This window comes from Phenylobacterium sp. Root700 (genome assembly GCF_001429025.1).
GTDB lineage: Bacteria > Pseudomonadota > Alphaproteobacteria > Caulobacterales > Caulobacteraceae > Phenylobacterium.
In genome coordinates, this window is the sequence record NZ_LMHT01000034.1 from 300773 (window position 1) to 316545 (window position 15773).

Below are 15773 nucleotides of genomic sequence, written 5' to 3' on the forward strand. Positions count from 1 at the left end.
GCATCTACTTGGCCAGTCGGCCGGCCAAACCCTCCGCCTCACGCGGATCGCGCAGGCGGTGGACCTGCAGGTGCGCCAGCTTGGAGTTGGCCATCGCCGCCTCGTAGGCCGTGCGCCGCCGGTGGAAGGTGTCCCAGGCCCAGCGGATCGGATGCTCCTTGCTGAGCCACTGGGTCCAGCGCTCGCGATTGCCGGTGCCGGGCCAAAGCTCAGTCTGATCCAGGCTGCGGCGAAACGAACGCCAGATCACCCGGCGCATGATCAACGGCCGCTCATAGTCCAGCCAGATCACATGGGTGGCGCGAGCCAGGATGTGCGGCAGGACCTGGCTGTAGTTGCCGTCGGTGATCCAGGCGTCGTCCACGATCTGCGCCTGCACCCGGCGCACGAACTCGTCGGGATCGTCCTGGTTCAGGCCCCGCCAGCCGGCCAGCCAGTTGATGGCGTCGAGCTCGATGTGACGCAGGTTCAGGGTCCTAGCCAACTGCTTGGCCAGGGTCGACTTGCCCGATCCCGAACTTCCGATCACCGCGATCCGCATCAGCTGTCTTGCGTCTCCGACAGCTCGGCCAGGACTTCCTGCGTGTGCTCGCCCAGGCGCGGCGGGTGGCGGCGGATGTTCGACGGCGTGCCAGTGAACTTCACCGGCGGCTTCATCGCCACATAGGTCCCGGCCTGCGGATGGTCGTACTTCTCGAAGAAGCCGACCGCCTTCAGGTGCGGATCGTTGGGCAGGTCGTCCAGCCGGTTGGTGCGGGTGACCGGAATCGACAACGGCTTGAGCAGGGCCAGCCATTCATCGGTGGTCTTGGTGACGGTGACCGTCTCGACCAGGGCGTAGAGGTCGTGGATGTTCTTGCCCCGCTCCTGGCCCTGGAACCGCGGGTCCTTACCGAAGGTCTCGCCCCAACCGGCGACGTCGAAGAAGATGTCCCACTGCTTGTTGGTGTAGGGCAGCAGACCGATGTGGCCGTCCTTGGTCGGGAACGGCTTGCGGTGCGGATTGACCACCCGCTGATAGCCCCACTGGCCGGTCGGCGGGTCGAAGGCGTGGTCGTAGAGGTGCTCGACCAGGGTGAAGCTGGTCATGCATTCCAGCATCGGCACCTCGATGAACTGGCCCTCCCCGGTCTGGCTGCGGCTGAACAGGCCCGCGGTGATCGCCTGGGCCATGAACAGGCCCGAGACCTTGTCGGCCACCAGGGTCGGCAGGATGCGGGGGGTCGGATCGCCATCGGTGCGCGGCAGGATGTCGGCCAGGCCGCAGGCCGACTGGATCAGGTCGTCATAGGCCGGCTCGCCCGCATAGGGCCCCTCCGAGCCATAGCCGGCGGCGTGGACATAGACGACGTCGGGCCGCAGGGCCTTCACGTCTTCATAGGCCAGGCCCAGACGCTTGAGGCCCTCGTAACGGATCGAGGTGGCGAAGACGTCGCAGCTCTTGATCAGCTGCTCCAGGCTGCGGCGCGACTTCGGGTCGGCCAGGTTGAAGACCACCGAGCGCTTGTTACGGTTGATGGTCAGGAAGATGGGGCCAAGATCGCGGGGCCAGCCCTCCGGCGTGTGCCCCGGCCAGCGCATGATGTCGCCGCCGTCGCCGCTGGCCGAGCCGGGGTCCTCGAGCTTGATCACCTCGGCGCCCTGGTCGCCCAGCATCTGGGTCGCATAGGCCCCGAACACCACGCTGGTCAGGTCGAGGATGCGCACGCCCTTCAGGGGACCGGTGGCCGCGCCCGCCAGCTTCTTCGTTTCCGCCACGTCACATCTCCCCTCGGCTGCTTCAGCCGCTATGATCTCCGCCAAGATCGCGCAATGACGCGGGGGAGGGCTAGTGGACTTCGCACTTTCCGACGAACACCGGATGCTGAAGGAGCTGGTCGCCCGCTTCGTTCAGGACGAACTGCTGCCGCTGGAGGCCGGGGTTCTGGCCCGCGAGGCCGGCGGCGAGGGGCTGGGCATCGGGGCCGCCGAGCACAAACGCCTCGATGAGGTTTCCAAGTCGCTCGGCCTCTGGGGCCTGGACGCGCCCGAGGACGTCGGCGGGGTCGACCTGCCGGCCGTGGCCATGGTCGGGGTCAATGAGGAGCTGGGCAAGACGATCACGCCCTACACCCTGCCGCCGGACAGCCCGAACCTGCGGATGCTGGCCGCCACGGTGAACGAGCGCCAGCGCGAGGCCTATCTGGCCCCCTATGTGCGCGGCGAGACGATCAGCGCCATCGGCATCTCCGAGCCCGGCGCCGGGGCCGACCCGGCCGGCATGCTCACGCGGGCGACACGCGACGGCGAGGACTGGATCATCCAGGGTCGAAAAATCTGGATCAGCCGGGCCGAGGAGGCCGACTTCACCATCCTGATGGCGGTGACCGACAAGGAAAAGGGCGCGCGCGGCGGCATGTCGGCCTTCCTGGTCGACAAGGGAACGCCGGGCTTCAACGTGCTGCGCAAGATCCCGATGATCGGCGGCCAGGCGACCTATGAGATCGCGCTGGAGGATTGCCGGGTCGAGGGCTGGAAGCTGCTCGGCCAGGAGGGGAACGGCTTTGCGCCCATGCAACTGCGGCTGGGCACCCGGCGGATCGAGATGGCGTCGTGGTCGATCGGCATGGCGCAGCGGGCGCTGGACATGATCTGCGAGTACGCCCCCCAGCGGAAGACCTTCGGCCTGCCGCTCAGCGAACGCCAGGCGATCCAGTGGTGGGTGGCCGACGCCGCCACCCGCATCCACGCCGCGCGGCTGATGACCTATGACTGCGCCTGGAAGCTCGACCAGGGCCGCGACGTCCGCCAGGAAATCTCGATGATCAAGGCCTACGCCACGGAGATGGCCTGGGAGGTCGTCGACCGGGCGATGCAGGCCTTCGGCGCCATGGGCATGACCAAGGAACTGCCGCTGCAGTTGATGGCCACACGCCTGCGGACCATGCGAATCTATGACGGCCCCACCGAAGTCCACAAATGGGTGGTGGCCCGTAACCTGATGGGATCGAGACGATGAAAACCGCTTACGGCGACCACCTCACCGTGGCGACCGAGGCCCATGTGGCCACGGTCATGATCAACCGGCCGCCGAACAATCACGTGTCGGTCGACCTGATGCGCGACCTGGCCGACGCGCTGGAGGCGCTGGACCGCTCCAACGATTGTCGCGCCGTGGTGCTGGCCTCGGCCGGCAAGCCGTTCTGCGCCGGCGCCGATCTGGTGGCGCCCGACGGCATCGGCGGCAGCGGGATGAGCGGCATCAACGCCCTCTACGACCAGGCGGTGCGGCTGTTCTCGGTGGAGACCCCGATCGTGGCGGCGGTGCAGGGCGCAGCCGTCGGCGCGGGCCTGGGCCTGGCCTTGGTCGCCGACTTCCGGGTGGCGGCGCCCGAGGCGCGGTTCTCGGCCAATTTCGTGAAGCTGGGCTTCCATCCCGGCTTTGGCCTGACCCACACCCTGCCCCGGCTGATCGGCCAGCAGCGCGCCAGCCTGATGTTCCTGACCGGGCGGCGGGTGAAGGCCGACGAGGCCCTGGCCTGGGGCCTCGTCGACGAGGTCGTGCCGCTCTCGGACCTGCTGGCCTCGGCTCAGTCCCTGGCCGCCGAGATCGCCGAGAACGCGCCGCTGGCGGTGCTCGCCACCCGCAAAACCCTGCGTGAAGGACTGGCCCAAGCCGTCCGCGCCCAGACCCATCACGAGCACGCCGAACAGACCCTCCTGCGCGCCACCGAGGACTTCGCCGAAGGCGTCCGCGCCGTGCAGGAACGCCGCCCAGGCCGCTTCTCGGGGCGCTGACTTCGCTCCCTTCCTCCCCCGCCGCGCAGGGGGAGGAAAGGCTCCCGCGTTGACTCTCGGAACCCCACACCCATACATTCATCCAATTGGGTGAATGTATGCAGATCGACGACACCTTGCTGGCCCTGTCCGACCCGACCCGCCGGGCGATCCTGGCGCGGCTGGCCCAGGGCGAGGCGCGGGTGACCGATCTGGCCGCCCCCTTCGACATCTCGTTGAACTCGGTCTCCAAGCATATCCGCATGCTGGAGCGGGCCGATCTGGTGCGCCGCCGCCGCCAGGGCCGCGAACATCTGTTGTCGTTCAATCCGCAGGCGATGGACGAAGCCTTGGCCTGGATGGACGCCCAGCGTTCGCGTTGGACCCGCAGCCTGGCGGCGCTGGACGCCCTGCTTATCCAGGAGGATCAGACGCCATGACCGCCGCGACCATCGTCGTCAGCCACCGCTTCGACGCCTCGCTCGAGCGGGTGTTCGACGCCTGGCTGGACCCGGCCCGCGCCGCGAAATTCCTGTTCGCCACCCCGACCGGCGAGATCGTCAAGGTCGAGATCGACGCACGGGTCGGCGGCGGCTTCCTGATCATCGATCGTCGCCCCGAGATCGGCGATGCCGAGCACTTCGGCCGCTATGTCGAGATCGACCGGCCGCGCCGCCTGGTGTTCGACTTCGCGGCCCGGAAGGACATGAAGGACGCCACCCGGGTGACCATTGAGATCGTCCCGGCGGGGACGGGCTGCGAGCTGACCCTGACCCACGAAGGCGTCTGGCAAGACTATGCCGAGCGCACGCAGGGCGGCTGGACGATGATTTTGGAGGGGTTGGCGCAGGCGCTCTAAGGCCCCCTCCGTCTCGCCTTCGGCGATCCACCTCCCCCAGCGGGGGAGAATCTTTGAGACGTCAGATGCTCCCCTCTGGGGGAGCTGTCAGCAAAGCTGACTGAGGGGGTTCTTACGCCGCCTTGCCCAGTTGGGAGGCCGCGCGGGCCAGGTCGGTGATGCGGCCCCAGTCGCCGGCGCGGACGGCGTCGGCCGGGGCGACCCAGCTGCCGCCAACGCAGATGACGTTCGGCAGGGCCAGGTAGTCCGGGGCGTTCTTCGCGTCGATCCCGCCGGTCGGGCAGAAGGTCGCCTGCGGGAACGGGCTGGAGAAGGCCTTCAGCGCCCCGACGCCGCCGACCACATTGGCCGGGAACAGCTTGAAGTGGGTGTAGCCGGCGCGCAGGCCCGCCATCAGTTCAGTCGCCGTGGCGACGCCCGGCAGCAGCGGCAGCGGGCCGTCGAAGCCCTCGCCCCCGATCAGGCCGGGGCTGACCCCGAACTTCGCGCCCGCATCGGCCGCCGCTTGGCGGGCCGAGGAGGTGAGGATCGTGCCGGCGCCGACTACCGCGCCCTCGACCTCGCCGGCGATCCGGCGGATGCATTCGACCGCCACCGGCGTGCGCAGGGTGACTTCCAGGGCGTAGAGGCCGCCAGCCACCAGGGCCTTGGCCAGGGGAACGGCGTGCGCCTCTTCCTCGACGATCAGGACCGGCACCACGGGTGCGAGCTTGAGGATCTCGGCAAGGGTCAAAGGACGCTTCCTTCCATCTGTTCCAGAACGCGGGCCGCGCCGACCAGGGCCGCGAAGGGGTGCACGATGAGATGGGTCGGAATATCGCGGGTATAGTCGGAAAGCCGCCCCTTGTCTTCGAAGCGGCGGCGGAAACCGCCCGAGGCCAGACGGTCGGCCATGCGCGGCGCCATGCCGCCGGAGACATAGACCCCGCCGCGTGCGCCGCAGATCAGGGCGATGTCGCCGGCCACCGAACCCAAGATCTCGCAGAAGCGGTCCAGGGTCTCTTCGGCCAGCAGGTCGCCGCCCGCCTGGCCGGCGGCCAGGACTTCCTTCTCGTCCTTCAGGTCGGGCGCCACGCCGCGCACGTCGGCCAGGCCGCGATAGAGCGAGTAGAGGCCCGGCCCCGACAGCAGCCGCTCGATTGAAACCCGGCCGTGGGTGCGGCGGAGCGAGGCCCAGATGGCCGCCTCGACCCCGTCATAAGGCGCGAAGCCCGCATGGCCGCCTTCGCTGGGAATGGCGACGTCGCCGCGCTCGGTGCGGACCACCATGGAGACGCCGAAGCCGGTGCCGGCCCCCAGGACCAGGATCGGCGCGCCCTCGGCGCCGCGCATGGCCGGGCCGATGGTGCGCAGGTCGTCGGCGTCGAGCACCGGAGCGGCCAGCGCCTGGGCCGCGAAATCGTTGATCAGCCGCGCGGAATGGAACTCGAAGGTGCCGATCAGTTCGCCTTCGGAAATCCGCCAGTCGAGATTGGTGAACTCGATCTCGCCGTCGACCACGGGGCCGGCCACGGCGATGACCGCGGTGTGCAGCTTCTGGCGGCCGACCGTGGTTTCGAGATACTCGCCGATCACCTCGGTCAGGGAGCCGTACTCCTTGGCTGGATAGGTCTTGGGGTTACGAATACGGCCGGCGGAATCCACCACGGCGAGGCGGGCGTTGGTGCCGCCCACATCGCCGACCAGGCCGGTATAGACTGTCTTCACGCGGCGTCTCCGAAGAGGGCGCTGGCCCCCAGTTCTGCAGGTCCGGCGGCCTTGCGCATCCAGCCGAACAACTCCCGGCCATAGCCGAAACCAGCGGGCGGCGTCACCGCCCGCGGCCGGGCCGCCAGCTCGGCCGGGTCGACCTTGATCTCCAGCACGCCGGCGTGGGCGTCGAGGCGGATGACATCGCCGTCGCGGACAAAGGCCAGCGGCCCGCCGTGGGCGGCCTCCGGCGTGACGTGGATGGCGGCGGGCACCTTGCCCGAGGCGCCGGACATCCGCCCGTCGGTGACCAGGGCCACCTTGAACCCCTTGTCCTGCAACACGCCGAGCACCGGGGTCAGGCTGTGCAGCTCGGGCATGCCGTTGGCGGTCGGGCCCTGGAAGCGGACCACGGCGATGAAGTCGCGATTGAGCTCGCCGCGCTTGTGGGCGGCCAGCAGATCGTCCTGGTCCTCGAAGACCAGGGCCGGCGCCTCGACAACGAGGTTGGCCTCCTTGACCGCCGAGGTCTTGATCACCGCCCGGCCGAGCCCGCCGGTCAGCAGCCGCATGCCGCCCTCCGGCAGGAAGGGGTCGGTGGCCGGGCGCAGGATGTCGAGGTTCAGCGACTGGGCCGCGCCCTCGCGCCAGACCAGCTTGCCGTCCTCCAGGAACGGCTCCTGCTGATAGAGCCGCAAGCCGGCGCCGGCGACGGTGACCACGTCCTCGTGGGCCAGGCCCGCGTCCAGCAGCTCGCGCACCACGAAGGCCATGCCGCCGGCCGCATGGAAGGCGTTCACGTCCTCCGAGCCGTTCGGATAGACCCGCGCCAGCAGCGGCGTGACCTTGGACAGCTCGTCGAAGTCCTGCCAGTCGATGACGATCCCGGCCGCGCGGGCCATGGCCACCAGATGCAGGGTGTGGTTGGTCGAGCCGCCGGTGGCCAGCAGGCCGGCCAGGGCGTTGACGATGGACTTCTCGTCCACCACCGCGGCCATCGGCGTATAGGTGTTGGTCCCGTTGGCGATCTCGATGGCGCGCTTGGGCGCGGCGGCGACCAGGGCGTCGCGCAGCGGCGTGTTCGGGTGGATGAAGGCCGAGCCCGGCAGGTGCAGGCCCATCATCTCCATCATCATCTGGTTGGAGTTGGCGGTGCCGTAGAAGGTGCAGGTGCCCGGCCCGTGATAGGACTTCATCTCGCTTTCGAGCAGCTCGTCGCGGGTCGCCTTGCCCTCGGCGAACAGGCCGCGCACGCGGGCCTTCTCGGCGTTGGACAGGCCCGTGCTCATCGGCCCGGCCGGCACGAAGATGGTCGGCAGGTGACCAAAGGCCAGCGCCCCGATCACCAGACCCGGCACGATCTTGTCGCAGATGCCCAGCATCAGCGCGGCGTCGAAGGCGTCGTGGGTCAGGGCGATCCCCGTCGACATGGCGATCACGTCGCGGGAGAACAGCGACAACTCCATGCCCGGACGGCCCTGGGTGACGCCGTCGCACATGGCCGGCACGCCGCCGGCGTATTGCGCGGTGGCGCCGACTTCCTCGGCCGCGGCCTTGATCAGGGCGGGGTAGCGCTCCAGCGGCTGGTGGGCCGAGAGCATGTCGTTATAGGCCGAGACGATGGCCACGTTCGGCGCGGTGGGATTGCGCATCCGCTGCTTGTCGCCGTCCGAGCTGGCGGCGAAGGCATGGGCCCAGTTGGCGCAGGAGAGCTTTGCGCGGCCCGGCGCGTCATGGCGAGCCGCCTCCATCCGGCGGAGGTAGTCAGCGCGGCTGTCGCGGCTACGCTCGACAATACGCGCCGTGACTGCGGCGGTGACAGGATGCAGGGCGACGGACATCAAATAGCTCCGACTTTTACGAGGTCCAGAGAACGCGCACCGGCGCTTTAGCCTGTTCCAGCAGCAGGTGCACGGGAAGACCGCCGCCGTTTTCGATGATCTCGCGCTTGGTCTGGCCGGAGATCAGGATGAGCGTCAGGCGGGCCTGCAGAAGGGCCGGCATGGTCATGGTCACGCGGGCCAGCGGCGGCGAACCGACCCCGGCCGGAACGCCCAGGCAGAAGCGATCGCCGGCCAGATTCATCGCCTCGTCCATCACCGAGCTGCCCGGAATGAGCGACGCCACATGGCCGTCCTCGCCCATGCCCAGCAGCATGACGTCATAGGGCGCCAGCGCCTTGACCTCGGGCTCGGCGCGCAGCGCGGCCTCCCTGACGTTGGCGACGTCGAAGCTCAGCGGCGTGAAGTGCGCCGAAGCCGCCGGACCGACCAGCAGCCGCTCGCGCACCAGGCGTTCGTTGGAGTCCGGCGAGGTCGGGGCTACGAACCGGTCGTCGGACAGCGTCACCGCGACCTTGTCCCAATCCAGCGGCGCCTGGGCCAGCAAGTCATAGATCGGCGCGGGCGAACGGCCGCCGGTGGCGACCAGGACGGCGGAGCCGCGCTCAGCAATGGCGGCGGCGAGCGCCTCCAGCACGGCCGCCGCGGCGGCCTCGGCCAAGGCGGCCGGATTTTCGAAAGCTTCAAGCATGTCCCGCCCATAACGCAGCTACGCGGCAAACGCCCCGCAGATTCGCGTGTGAAGCGAGGAAAGCGGCGCGTTGCTCGGAACCTTCCTGCCCGGTCGAGAGCTTTCCCCACGGTTCCGCGCCGACGCCTACCCCCCGCAGGATCGCGCTCACCCGAAAATCAGGAGGTCGTTCGATGAGGATCGCTCAAGTTCCGCCGCTCTATGAAGCCGTGCCGCCGCGGTTCTATGGGGGGACCGAACGGGTCGTGGCGCACCTCACCGACGCCTTGGTGGAGCTGGGCCACGACGTCACCCTATTCGCCAGCGCCGAGGCCCAGACCAAGGCCAAGCTGGTCAAGGTCCGCGATCAGGCGATCCGGCTGGACCCGGCGCTGCTGAAGTCCGACCTGGCCGCCCACATGTCGATGCTCTGGGACGTGCGCCGGCGGGCGCACGAGTTCGACATCATCCACTTCCATACCGACATCCTGCACTTCCCGTTCTTCGAGGACATGCCGGGCAAGACCCTGACCACCCTGCACGGCCGGCTGGATCTGAAGGACCTGCCGGGCGTCTATTGGCGCTGGAAGCAGTTCCCGCTGGTCTCGATCTCCGACGACCAGAGGACGCCGATCCCGTTCGCCAACTGGGCCGGGACCGTGCACCACGGGATGGCCGCCGACCTCTACAAGCCGCACTATGAACCCGGCGGCTACCTGGCGTTCCTCGGCCGCATCTCGCCGGAAAAGCGCCCTGACCGCGCCATCGCCATCGCCAAGCGCCTGGGCGTGCCGCTGAAGATCGCCGCCAAGGTCGACGCCGCCGACGCCCGATATTTCCAGGAAAAGATCGAGCCGATGATCATCGGCCAGAAGCTGGTCGAGTTCGTGGGCGAGATCGGCGACGACGCGAAATCGGACTTCCTGGGCGGGGCGCAGGCGCTGCTGTTCCCGATCGACTGGCCCGAGCCGTTCGGCCTGGTGATGATCGAGGCCATGGCCTGCGGCACGCCGGTGATCGCCTATGGCTGCGGCTCGGTGCCCGAGGTCGTCGAGGACGGACTGACCGGCTTCATCGTGCACGACGAGGACCAGGCGATTAAGGCCGTCAGCCGCGCCATGACCTTGAACCGCCGCGAGGTCCGGCGCAGATTCGAGGAACGGTTCTCGGCGACCGCCATGGCCCGGCGCTATCTCGACCTCTACGCCCGCCAGGGCGCGACCCGACCCGACATGGCCCTCGTCGCCAACGGTTGAGGCTAGGGATGGACGATCTCGCGCCGGCGCCCGACGCGCCGATAGAACTGGGAGAGACCGGCGAGCCGCGTGTCCCGCACCGGCTCTTCGCGCTGAAAGACAAGGACACCTTCGTGGTGGCCGACGCCTTTGGCGACATCGTCGGCATGGGTGACGGGCTGTTCCACAACGACACCCGCATCCTGTCGCGGTTCCGGCTGCTGCTGGGCGGACAACAGCCCTCGCTGCTGTCGGCGGCCATCGCCCAGGACAACGTGTTCTTCACCTCGCACGGCGCCAACCAGGCCCTGCCCTATCCCGGCGGCCCGGTGGNCATCACCTGCATGAACTACAGCCGCGACGTGGTGCTGCTGCCGCTGTCGCTGGAGTTCGGGGCCGACTTCCGCGACATGTTCGAGGTGCGCGGCATGCACCGCGAACGCCGCGGACTGCTGCACCCGCCGGAGATCGACGGGCGCAGCGTGCGCTTCCGCTATGACGGCCTGGACAAGGTGGAGCGCTCCAGCGTGATCTCCTTCTCCGATCCGCCCGGGCGGATCGGCGGCCAGCGCGCCGACTACATGTATTCGCTGCAGCCCGAGGGCCGGCTGGAGCTCTATCTGGAGGTCGGCGCCCACAACGGCGCGATCCCGGGCCGCGAACGCTTCCGCGACGCCGCGGCCCGCGCCCGTTGGGACATGCGCTCGCGACGCCGTCACGGGGCGCGGATCAAGAGTTCGGGCCGGCTGTTCAACGAATGGCTGGAGAAGTCGCGGGCCGACCTGGCGCTGCTCACCACCCGCATGGAGACCGGCCCCTATCCCTATGCCGGCATTCCCTGGTTCTCGACCGCGTTCGGGCGCGACGCAATCATCACCGCCTGGCAGATCCTGTGGTTCGAGCCGTCCCTGGCGCGCGGCGTGCTGACCTATCTGGCGGCCCATCAGGCCGAGGAGGTCTCGGCCTTCCGCGACTCCGCGCCCGGCAAGATCATGCACGAAACCCGCAAGGGCGAGATGCCGGCCTTGGGCGAGGTGCCGTTCGCCCGCTACTACGGCGGGGTCGACACCACGCCGCTGTTCGTGGCCCTGGCCGGCGCCTATGCCGAGCGCACGCGCGACCTGGCGCTGATCGACGACCTGTGGCCGGCCCTGACCGGCGCGATCCACTGGATCGAGCAATACGGCGACTCCGACGGCGACGGGCTGATCGACTACAAGCGCGGCAAGGATTCTGGCCTCGCCAACCAGGGCTGGAAGGACAGCGAGGACAGCGTCTTCCACGCCGATGGCCGGTTCCCCAACGGCCCGATCGCCCTGGTCGAGGTCCAAGGCTACGCCTTCGCCGCCTACCGGGCGATGGCCAAGCTCGCCCATCATCGCGGCGACCAGGACAACGCCGCCCGCTGGGCCGCCCGGGCCGAGCAGATCCGCGAGGCGGTGGAGCGCCGCTTCTGGATGGAGGACCTCGGCACCTACGGCATCGCCATCGACGGCGAGGGCGAGCTTTGCCGCGTGCGCACCAGCAATCCCGGCCACCTGCTGTTCTGCGGCCTTCCCAGCCCGGAGCGGGCGCGGAAGGTGGCCAAGCAGCTGACCTCGGCGGCCTTCGACAGCGGCTGGGGCGTTCGCACGCTGGCCACCGGCGAGCCGCGCTTCAACCCGATGAGCTATCACAACGGTTCGGTCTGGCCGCACGACACCGCGATCTGCGCCATGGGCCTGTCACGCTATGGCGAACGCGACGCGGTGGTGACCCTGACCTCGGGCCTGTTCGAAACCGCCAACACCTTCGAGATGCGGCTGCCGGAGCTGTTCTGCGGTTTTCCGCGCATGGCCGGCGAGCCGCCGGTGGCCTATCCGGTCGCCTGCCTGCCCCAGGCCTGGGCGGCGGGCTCGATCTTCATGATGCTGCAGGCCTGCCTGGGCGTCACGGTCGACGGCTGGAACCGTGAGGTGCGGGTCTCCGACCCCCGCCTGCCGATCGGCATCGACCGGCTGGAGATCGACGGGCTGAGGATCGGCGACGAGAAGGTCGACCTGCTGTTCGAACACGCCGGCCGCCGGGTCGACGTGCAGGGCCGCGGCCCGACGGGGATTCCCGTGCGGGTGCGGTGAGACGGCCAGATCCTCCCCCGCTGGGGGAGTGGCGCGCGCAGCGCGACGGAGGGGGTTTGCTGAAGGAGTCATGGTCCCCCTCAGTCAGCTTCGCTGACAGCTCCCCCAACGGGGGGAGCATCGGAAGCTGGCGATCACCGCCTCGGCGTGTGGGCGATCCGCAGGATGTTGGCCGCGCCGGGCGATCCCATCGGCAGTCCGGCCAGGATGATGATCCGTTGACCCGGCGCCGCCAGGCCAGTCTGAACCGCCTGCTCCACCGCCACGCGGGCGAGGTCTTCGGGATCGGTCAGGGCGGGCACCACCCGCGTCTCCACGCCCCAGGCCAGGGCCAGCTTGCGCGCGGTCTTCAGATTGGGGGTCAGGGCCAGGGTCGGTTGCAGCGGTCGCTCGCGCGCCAGCCGCAGGGCCGTCTGACCGGTGGTGGTGAAAGCCGCGATACAGGCCGTCGAGGCGGTCTCGGCGGCGCGGTGCGCGGCGGCGACCAGGGCGTCGGCGTCGGCGTCCTCGACCGGATATTCCGCCGCCATCAGCTCGGGCCAGCGCGGGTCGAGCTCCACCCGGGTGAGGATGCGGTTCATGATCGTCACCGCCTCGACCGGGTATTCGCCGGCCGCGGTCTCGGCCGACAGCATCACCGCGTCGGCGCCCTCATAGACCGCGCCGGCCACGTCGGAGGCCTCGGCGCGGGTCGGGGTCGGGGCGTGGATCATCGATTCCAGCATCTGGGTCGCGACGATCACCGGAATGCCCCGGGTGCGGGCGGCGCGGATCAGCGCCTTCTGCACCACCGGCACGTCCTCGGGGTTCAGCTCCACGCCGAGATCGCCACGCGCGACCATCACCGCCTCGCAGAGGTCGAGGATCTCGTCGAGCGCCTCGAGCGCGGCGGGCTTTTCGATCTTGGCCAGCACGGCGGCGCGGCCCTGCACGATCTGGCGCAGTTCGGCCATGTCGGAGGCGCGCTGCACGAAGGACAGGGCCACCCAGTCGACGCCCTGCTCCAGGGCGAAGGCCAGGTCCTCGCGGTCCTTCGGCGTCAGGGCCGGAACCGGGATCGCGTGGCCCGGCAGGTTGAGGCCCTTGTGGTCGGAGAGCTGGTCGCCGGAGATCACCACCGTCTCGGCGAAGTCGGGACCGCAGCGCCGGACCTTCAGCCGAACTCGGCCGTCGTCCAGCAGGATGTCGGAGCCGGGCGCCAAGGCGGCGAACACCTCGACCAGCGGCACGCCGACGCGCGAGGCGTCGCCGGGCTCATGCGAGGTGTCGAGGCGGAAGTCCTGGCCCGGCTTGAGACGCACGGTCCGGTCGGCGAATTCGCCCAGCCGGATCTTGGGACCCTGCAGGTCGGCCAGCACGGCCAGCGGCCGGCCGACGGCCGCCTCGGCGGCGCGCACATTGGCGATGGTCGCGGCGTGGTCGGCGTGGGTTCCGTGGCTGAAATTCACCCGAAACACGTCGGCGCCAGCGGTGGCGAGTTCGATGACCTTGGACGCCTCGCGGCTGGCGGGACCGAGCGTGGCGACAATACGGGCGCGGCGGGCGCGGATCATCTGACCTCCGTGAAGTGTCTAGGTAACCGGTGTCTATACCCATTCGCCGCCGACGCGAGGCCGGTTTGGCGCAATATGACCCAACCGGGCGACATGACGAACCTTTCCGATCGGGTCTTGCGATTTGACGCCGGACTGACGGGCCGGCCTCATCCTCGCCGCCTTTGGGCGACTTTTTCCTGAACCGACGCCAGCTTCGCGAATTGCAGCCTGATGACCCAGAGCCTCGACCTTTTCCCCATCGGCAACTGCGCGGCCAGCGGCCTGATCGACCGGGCCGGCAGGCTGGTCTGGGCCTGCGCGCCGCGCGTCGACGGCGATCCGGTGTTCTCGACCCTGCTCGGCGCCGACCCGGATGAGCACGCCGACGCCCAGGGCTATTGGTCGGTGGAACTGGAAGACCAGGCCAGCGTCCGCCAGAGCTACCTGCGCAACACCCCGATCCTGGTGACCGAGATCACCGACAAGGCCGGGGCCATCGCCCAGGTGATCGACTTCTGCCCACGCTATCGGCAGTTCGGACGGGTCTACCGGCCGCTGGCCTTCATCCGCCTGATCCGGCCGATCGCCGGGGTGCCGAAGATCCGCATCAAGCTGCGCCCGACCGTGAACTGGGGGGAGCGGGCGGCCGAGCGGACCACCGGCTCCAACCACATCCGGTTCGTCGGCGGCGAGATGACCCTGCGGATGACCACCGACGCGCCGATCTCGCACATCAGCGGCGAGCGGCTGTTTCGGCTGGAGGAGCCGGTCTCGATGTTCCTGGGCCCCGACGAGGGGTTCGACGCCGACCTGACCGCCACCACCGAGCGGATGCTGAAGGAGACCACCGCCTATTGGCGCGGCTGGGTGCGGACCCTGTCGGTGCCGCTGGAGTGGCAGGAGGCGGTGATCCGCGCGGCGATCACCCTGAAGCTCTGCGCCCACGAGGAGACCGGCGCCATCGTCGCAGCCATGACCACCTCGATCCCCGAACACGAGGGCAGCCAGCGCAACTGGGACTATCGCTACTGCTGGCTGCGCGACGCCTATTACGTGGTCCAGGCCCTGAACCGGCTGGGCGCGGCCGACATGCTGGAGAACTATCTCGGCTATCTGCGCAACATCGTCGACCGCTCGAAGGGCGGCCACGTTCAGCCGCTCTATGGCGTCGGCCTGGAGCCCTCGCTGACCGAACGGTTCGCCGAGCACCTGCCCGGCTATCGCGGCATGGGACCGGTGCGGGTCGGCAACCAGGCCCACGAGCATCTGCAACATGACGTGTACGGACAGATCATCCTGTCGACCGTGCAGGCCTTCTTCGACCAGCGGCTGCTTCGGCCCGCGACGGTGGAGGATTTCCGCAGCCTGGAGCCGGTCGGCGAGCGCGCCTTTGAGCTGCACGACAAGCCCGACGCCAGCCTCTGGGAGTTCAGGGGCCGCGAGAACGTCCACACCTATTCGGCGGTGATGTGCTGGGCGGCCTGCGACCGGCTGGGCAATGCGGCCGCCAAGCTCGGGCTGCTGGAGCGCGCCGATTTCTGGAACGGCCGCGCCGCCATCGTGCGGGCCACCATCGAGGACAAGGCCTGGAACAAGGACCTTGGCCGGTTCGCCGCGACCTTCGGCGGCGACGAACTGGACGCCAGCCTGCTGCAACTGGTCGACGTGCGTTTCGTCAGCCCCGACGATCCGCGCATGGCCGCGACCATCGCGGCGGTGGAGAAGGGGCTGCGGCGCGGCCCCTACATGCTGCGCTACGCCATCCCCGACGACTTCGGCGAGCCGAAGACCGCGTTCAACATCTGCACCTTCTGGCTGATCGAGGCCCTGCATCTGTCGGGCCGCGCCGAGGAGGCCCGGACCCTGTTCGAGGAGATGCTGGACCGTCGCACGGCCGCGGGCCTGCTGTCGGAGGACATCGCCTTCGACGGCGCCGAGCTATGGGGCAACTACCCGCAGACCTATTCGCTGGTCGGGCTGATCAACTGCGCGACCATGCTTTCGCGGCCCTGGTCGTCGGTGCGCTGAATCCTTTTGGCGAATCATGGATTCCTCATGGGTGACGCTGAAA

Annotated in this window: 14 protein-coding genes and 1 pseudogene; 8 read left to right on the forward strand and 7 right to left on the reverse strand. The window is 69.2% G+C overall.

Going from position 1 to position 15773, the window contains the following annotated elements:
- Nucleotides 1-4: 4 nt before the first annotated feature.
- Together ASE02_RS19180 and ASE02_RS19185 are read right to left on the reverse strand one after the other, a co-directional pair.
- Nucleotides 5-541, reverse strand: coding sequence for a (d)CMP kinase (locus ASE02_RS19180; protein WP_056736386.1), 537 nt, complete (start codon nucleotides 539-541; stop codon nucleotides 5-7).
- Nucleotides 541-1758 (reverse strand): CaiB/BaiF CoA-transferase family protein, encoded by a 1218-nt coding sequence (locus tag ASE02_RS19185; protein WP_056736388.1) that lies wholly within the window; start codon nucleotides 1756-1758, stop codon nucleotides 541-543. Before ASE02_RS19185 ends, ASE02_RS19180 begins: the two co-directional genes overlap by 1 nt.
- A 73-nt stretch (nucleotides 1759-1831) precedes the next feature.
- Between ASE02_RS19185 and ASE02_RS19190 the strand changes: the two genes are divergently transcribed.
- The 4 genes from ASE02_RS19190 to ASE02_RS19205 all read left to right on the forward strand — a co-directional run bounded on the left by ASE02_RS19190 (nucleotide 1832) and on the right by ASE02_RS19205 (nucleotide 4615).
- On the forward strand, nucleotides 1832-2998 hold the full coding sequence (locus ASE02_RS19190; protein ID WP_056736390.1) for an acyl-CoA dehydrogenase family protein: 1167 nt from the start codon (nucleotides 1832-1834) through the stop codon (nucleotides 2996-2998).
- Nucleotides 2995-3777: an enoyl-CoA hydratase/isomerase family protein gene (locus ASE02_RS19195; protein ID WP_056736391.1), complete on the forward strand. Its 783-nt coding sequence runs from the start codon at nucleotides 2995-2997 to the stop codon at nucleotides 3775-3777. Before ASE02_RS19190 ends, ASE02_RS19195 begins: the two co-directional genes overlap by 4 nt.
- A 98-nt stretch (nucleotides 3778-3875) precedes the next feature.
- Entirely contained in the window at nucleotides 3876-4196 is a 321-nt protein-coding gene (locus tag ASE02_RS19200) for a helix-turn-helix transcriptional regulator (protein ID WP_056736393.1), read from the forward strand.
- Entirely contained in the window at nucleotides 4193-4615 is a 423-nt protein-coding gene (locus ASE02_RS19205) for an SRPBCC domain-containing protein (protein WP_056736395.1), read from the forward strand. The genes ASE02_RS19200 and ASE02_RS19205 overlap by 4 nt, the downstream gene beginning before the upstream one ends.
- Nucleotides 4616-4727: 112 nt before the next feature.
- Here ASE02_RS19205 and eda read toward each other — a convergent pair whose 3' ends face one another.
- From eda to pgl, 4 genes are read right to left on the reverse strand one after another with little or no spacing between them, the layout of a single operon-like run.
- On the reverse strand, nucleotides 4728-5348 hold the full coding sequence (gene eda / locus ASE02_RS19210) for a bifunctional 4-hydroxy-2-oxoglutarate aldolase/2-dehydro-3-deoxy-phosphogluconate aldolase (protein WP_056736397.1): 621 nt from the start codon (nucleotides 5346-5348) through the stop codon (nucleotides 4728-4730).
- Nucleotides 5345-6322 (reverse strand): glucokinase, encoded by a 978-nt coding sequence (glk, locus tag ASE02_RS19215; protein ID WP_056736399.1) that lies wholly within the window; start codon nucleotides 6320-6322, stop codon nucleotides 5345-5347. Before glk ends, eda begins: the two co-directional genes overlap by 4 nt.
- Entirely contained in the window at nucleotides 6319-8145 is a 1827-nt protein-coding gene (gene edd / locus ASE02_RS19220; RefSeq protein WP_056736401.1) for a phosphogluconate dehydratase, read from the reverse strand. The genes glk and edd overlap by 4 nt, the downstream gene beginning before the upstream one ends.
- Before the next feature lie 16 nt (nucleotides 8146-8161).
- Entirely contained in the window at nucleotides 8162-8836 is a 675-nt protein-coding gene (gene pgl / locus ASE02_RS19225) for a 6-phosphogluconolactonase (protein ID WP_056736403.1), read from the reverse strand.
- Between the two features lie 173 nt (nucleotides 8837-9009).
- On the opposite strand from pgl, the gene ASE02_RS19230 reads away from it, so the two are divergent.
- From ASE02_RS19230 to ASE02_RS19235, 3 genes and pseudogenes are all read left to right on the forward strand, one after another.
- The gene (locus ASE02_RS19230; protein WP_056736405.1) at nucleotides 9010-10071 is read left to right on the forward strand and encodes a glycosyltransferase family 4 protein; all 1062 of its coding nucleotides are present in this window, start codon (nucleotides 9010-9012) and stop codon (nucleotides 10069-10071) included.
- An 8-nt stretch (nucleotides 10072-10079) separates the two neighbouring features.
- A partial coding sequence (locus ASE02_RS23215; RefSeq protein WP_304438363.1) for a glycogen debranching N-terminal domain-containing protein occupies nucleotides 10080-10383 on the forward strand: 304 nt, incomplete at its 3' end.
- A gap of 1 nt (nucleotide 10384) precedes the next feature.
- Nucleotides 10385-12167 (forward strand): annotated as a pseudogene (locus ASE02_RS19235) (glycogen debranching N-terminal domain-containing protein); the annotation flags it as partial.
- A gap of 134 nt (nucleotides 12168-12301) precedes the next feature.
- Here the strand turns inward: ASE02_RS19235 and pyk are convergent.
- Entirely contained in the window at nucleotides 12302-13720 is a 1419-nt protein-coding gene (gene pyk, locus ASE02_RS19240; protein WP_056736408.1) for a pyruvate kinase, read from the reverse strand.
- A 213-nt stretch (nucleotides 13721-13933) separates the two neighbouring features.
- Between pyk and ASE02_RS19245 the strand changes: the two genes are divergently transcribed.
- A complete protein-coding gene (locus ASE02_RS19245; protein WP_056736410.1) occupies nucleotides 13934-15730 on the forward strand; it encodes a glycoside hydrolase family 15 protein in 1797 nt (598 codons plus the stop codon).
- Nucleotides 15731-15773 lie beyond the last annotated feature (43 nt).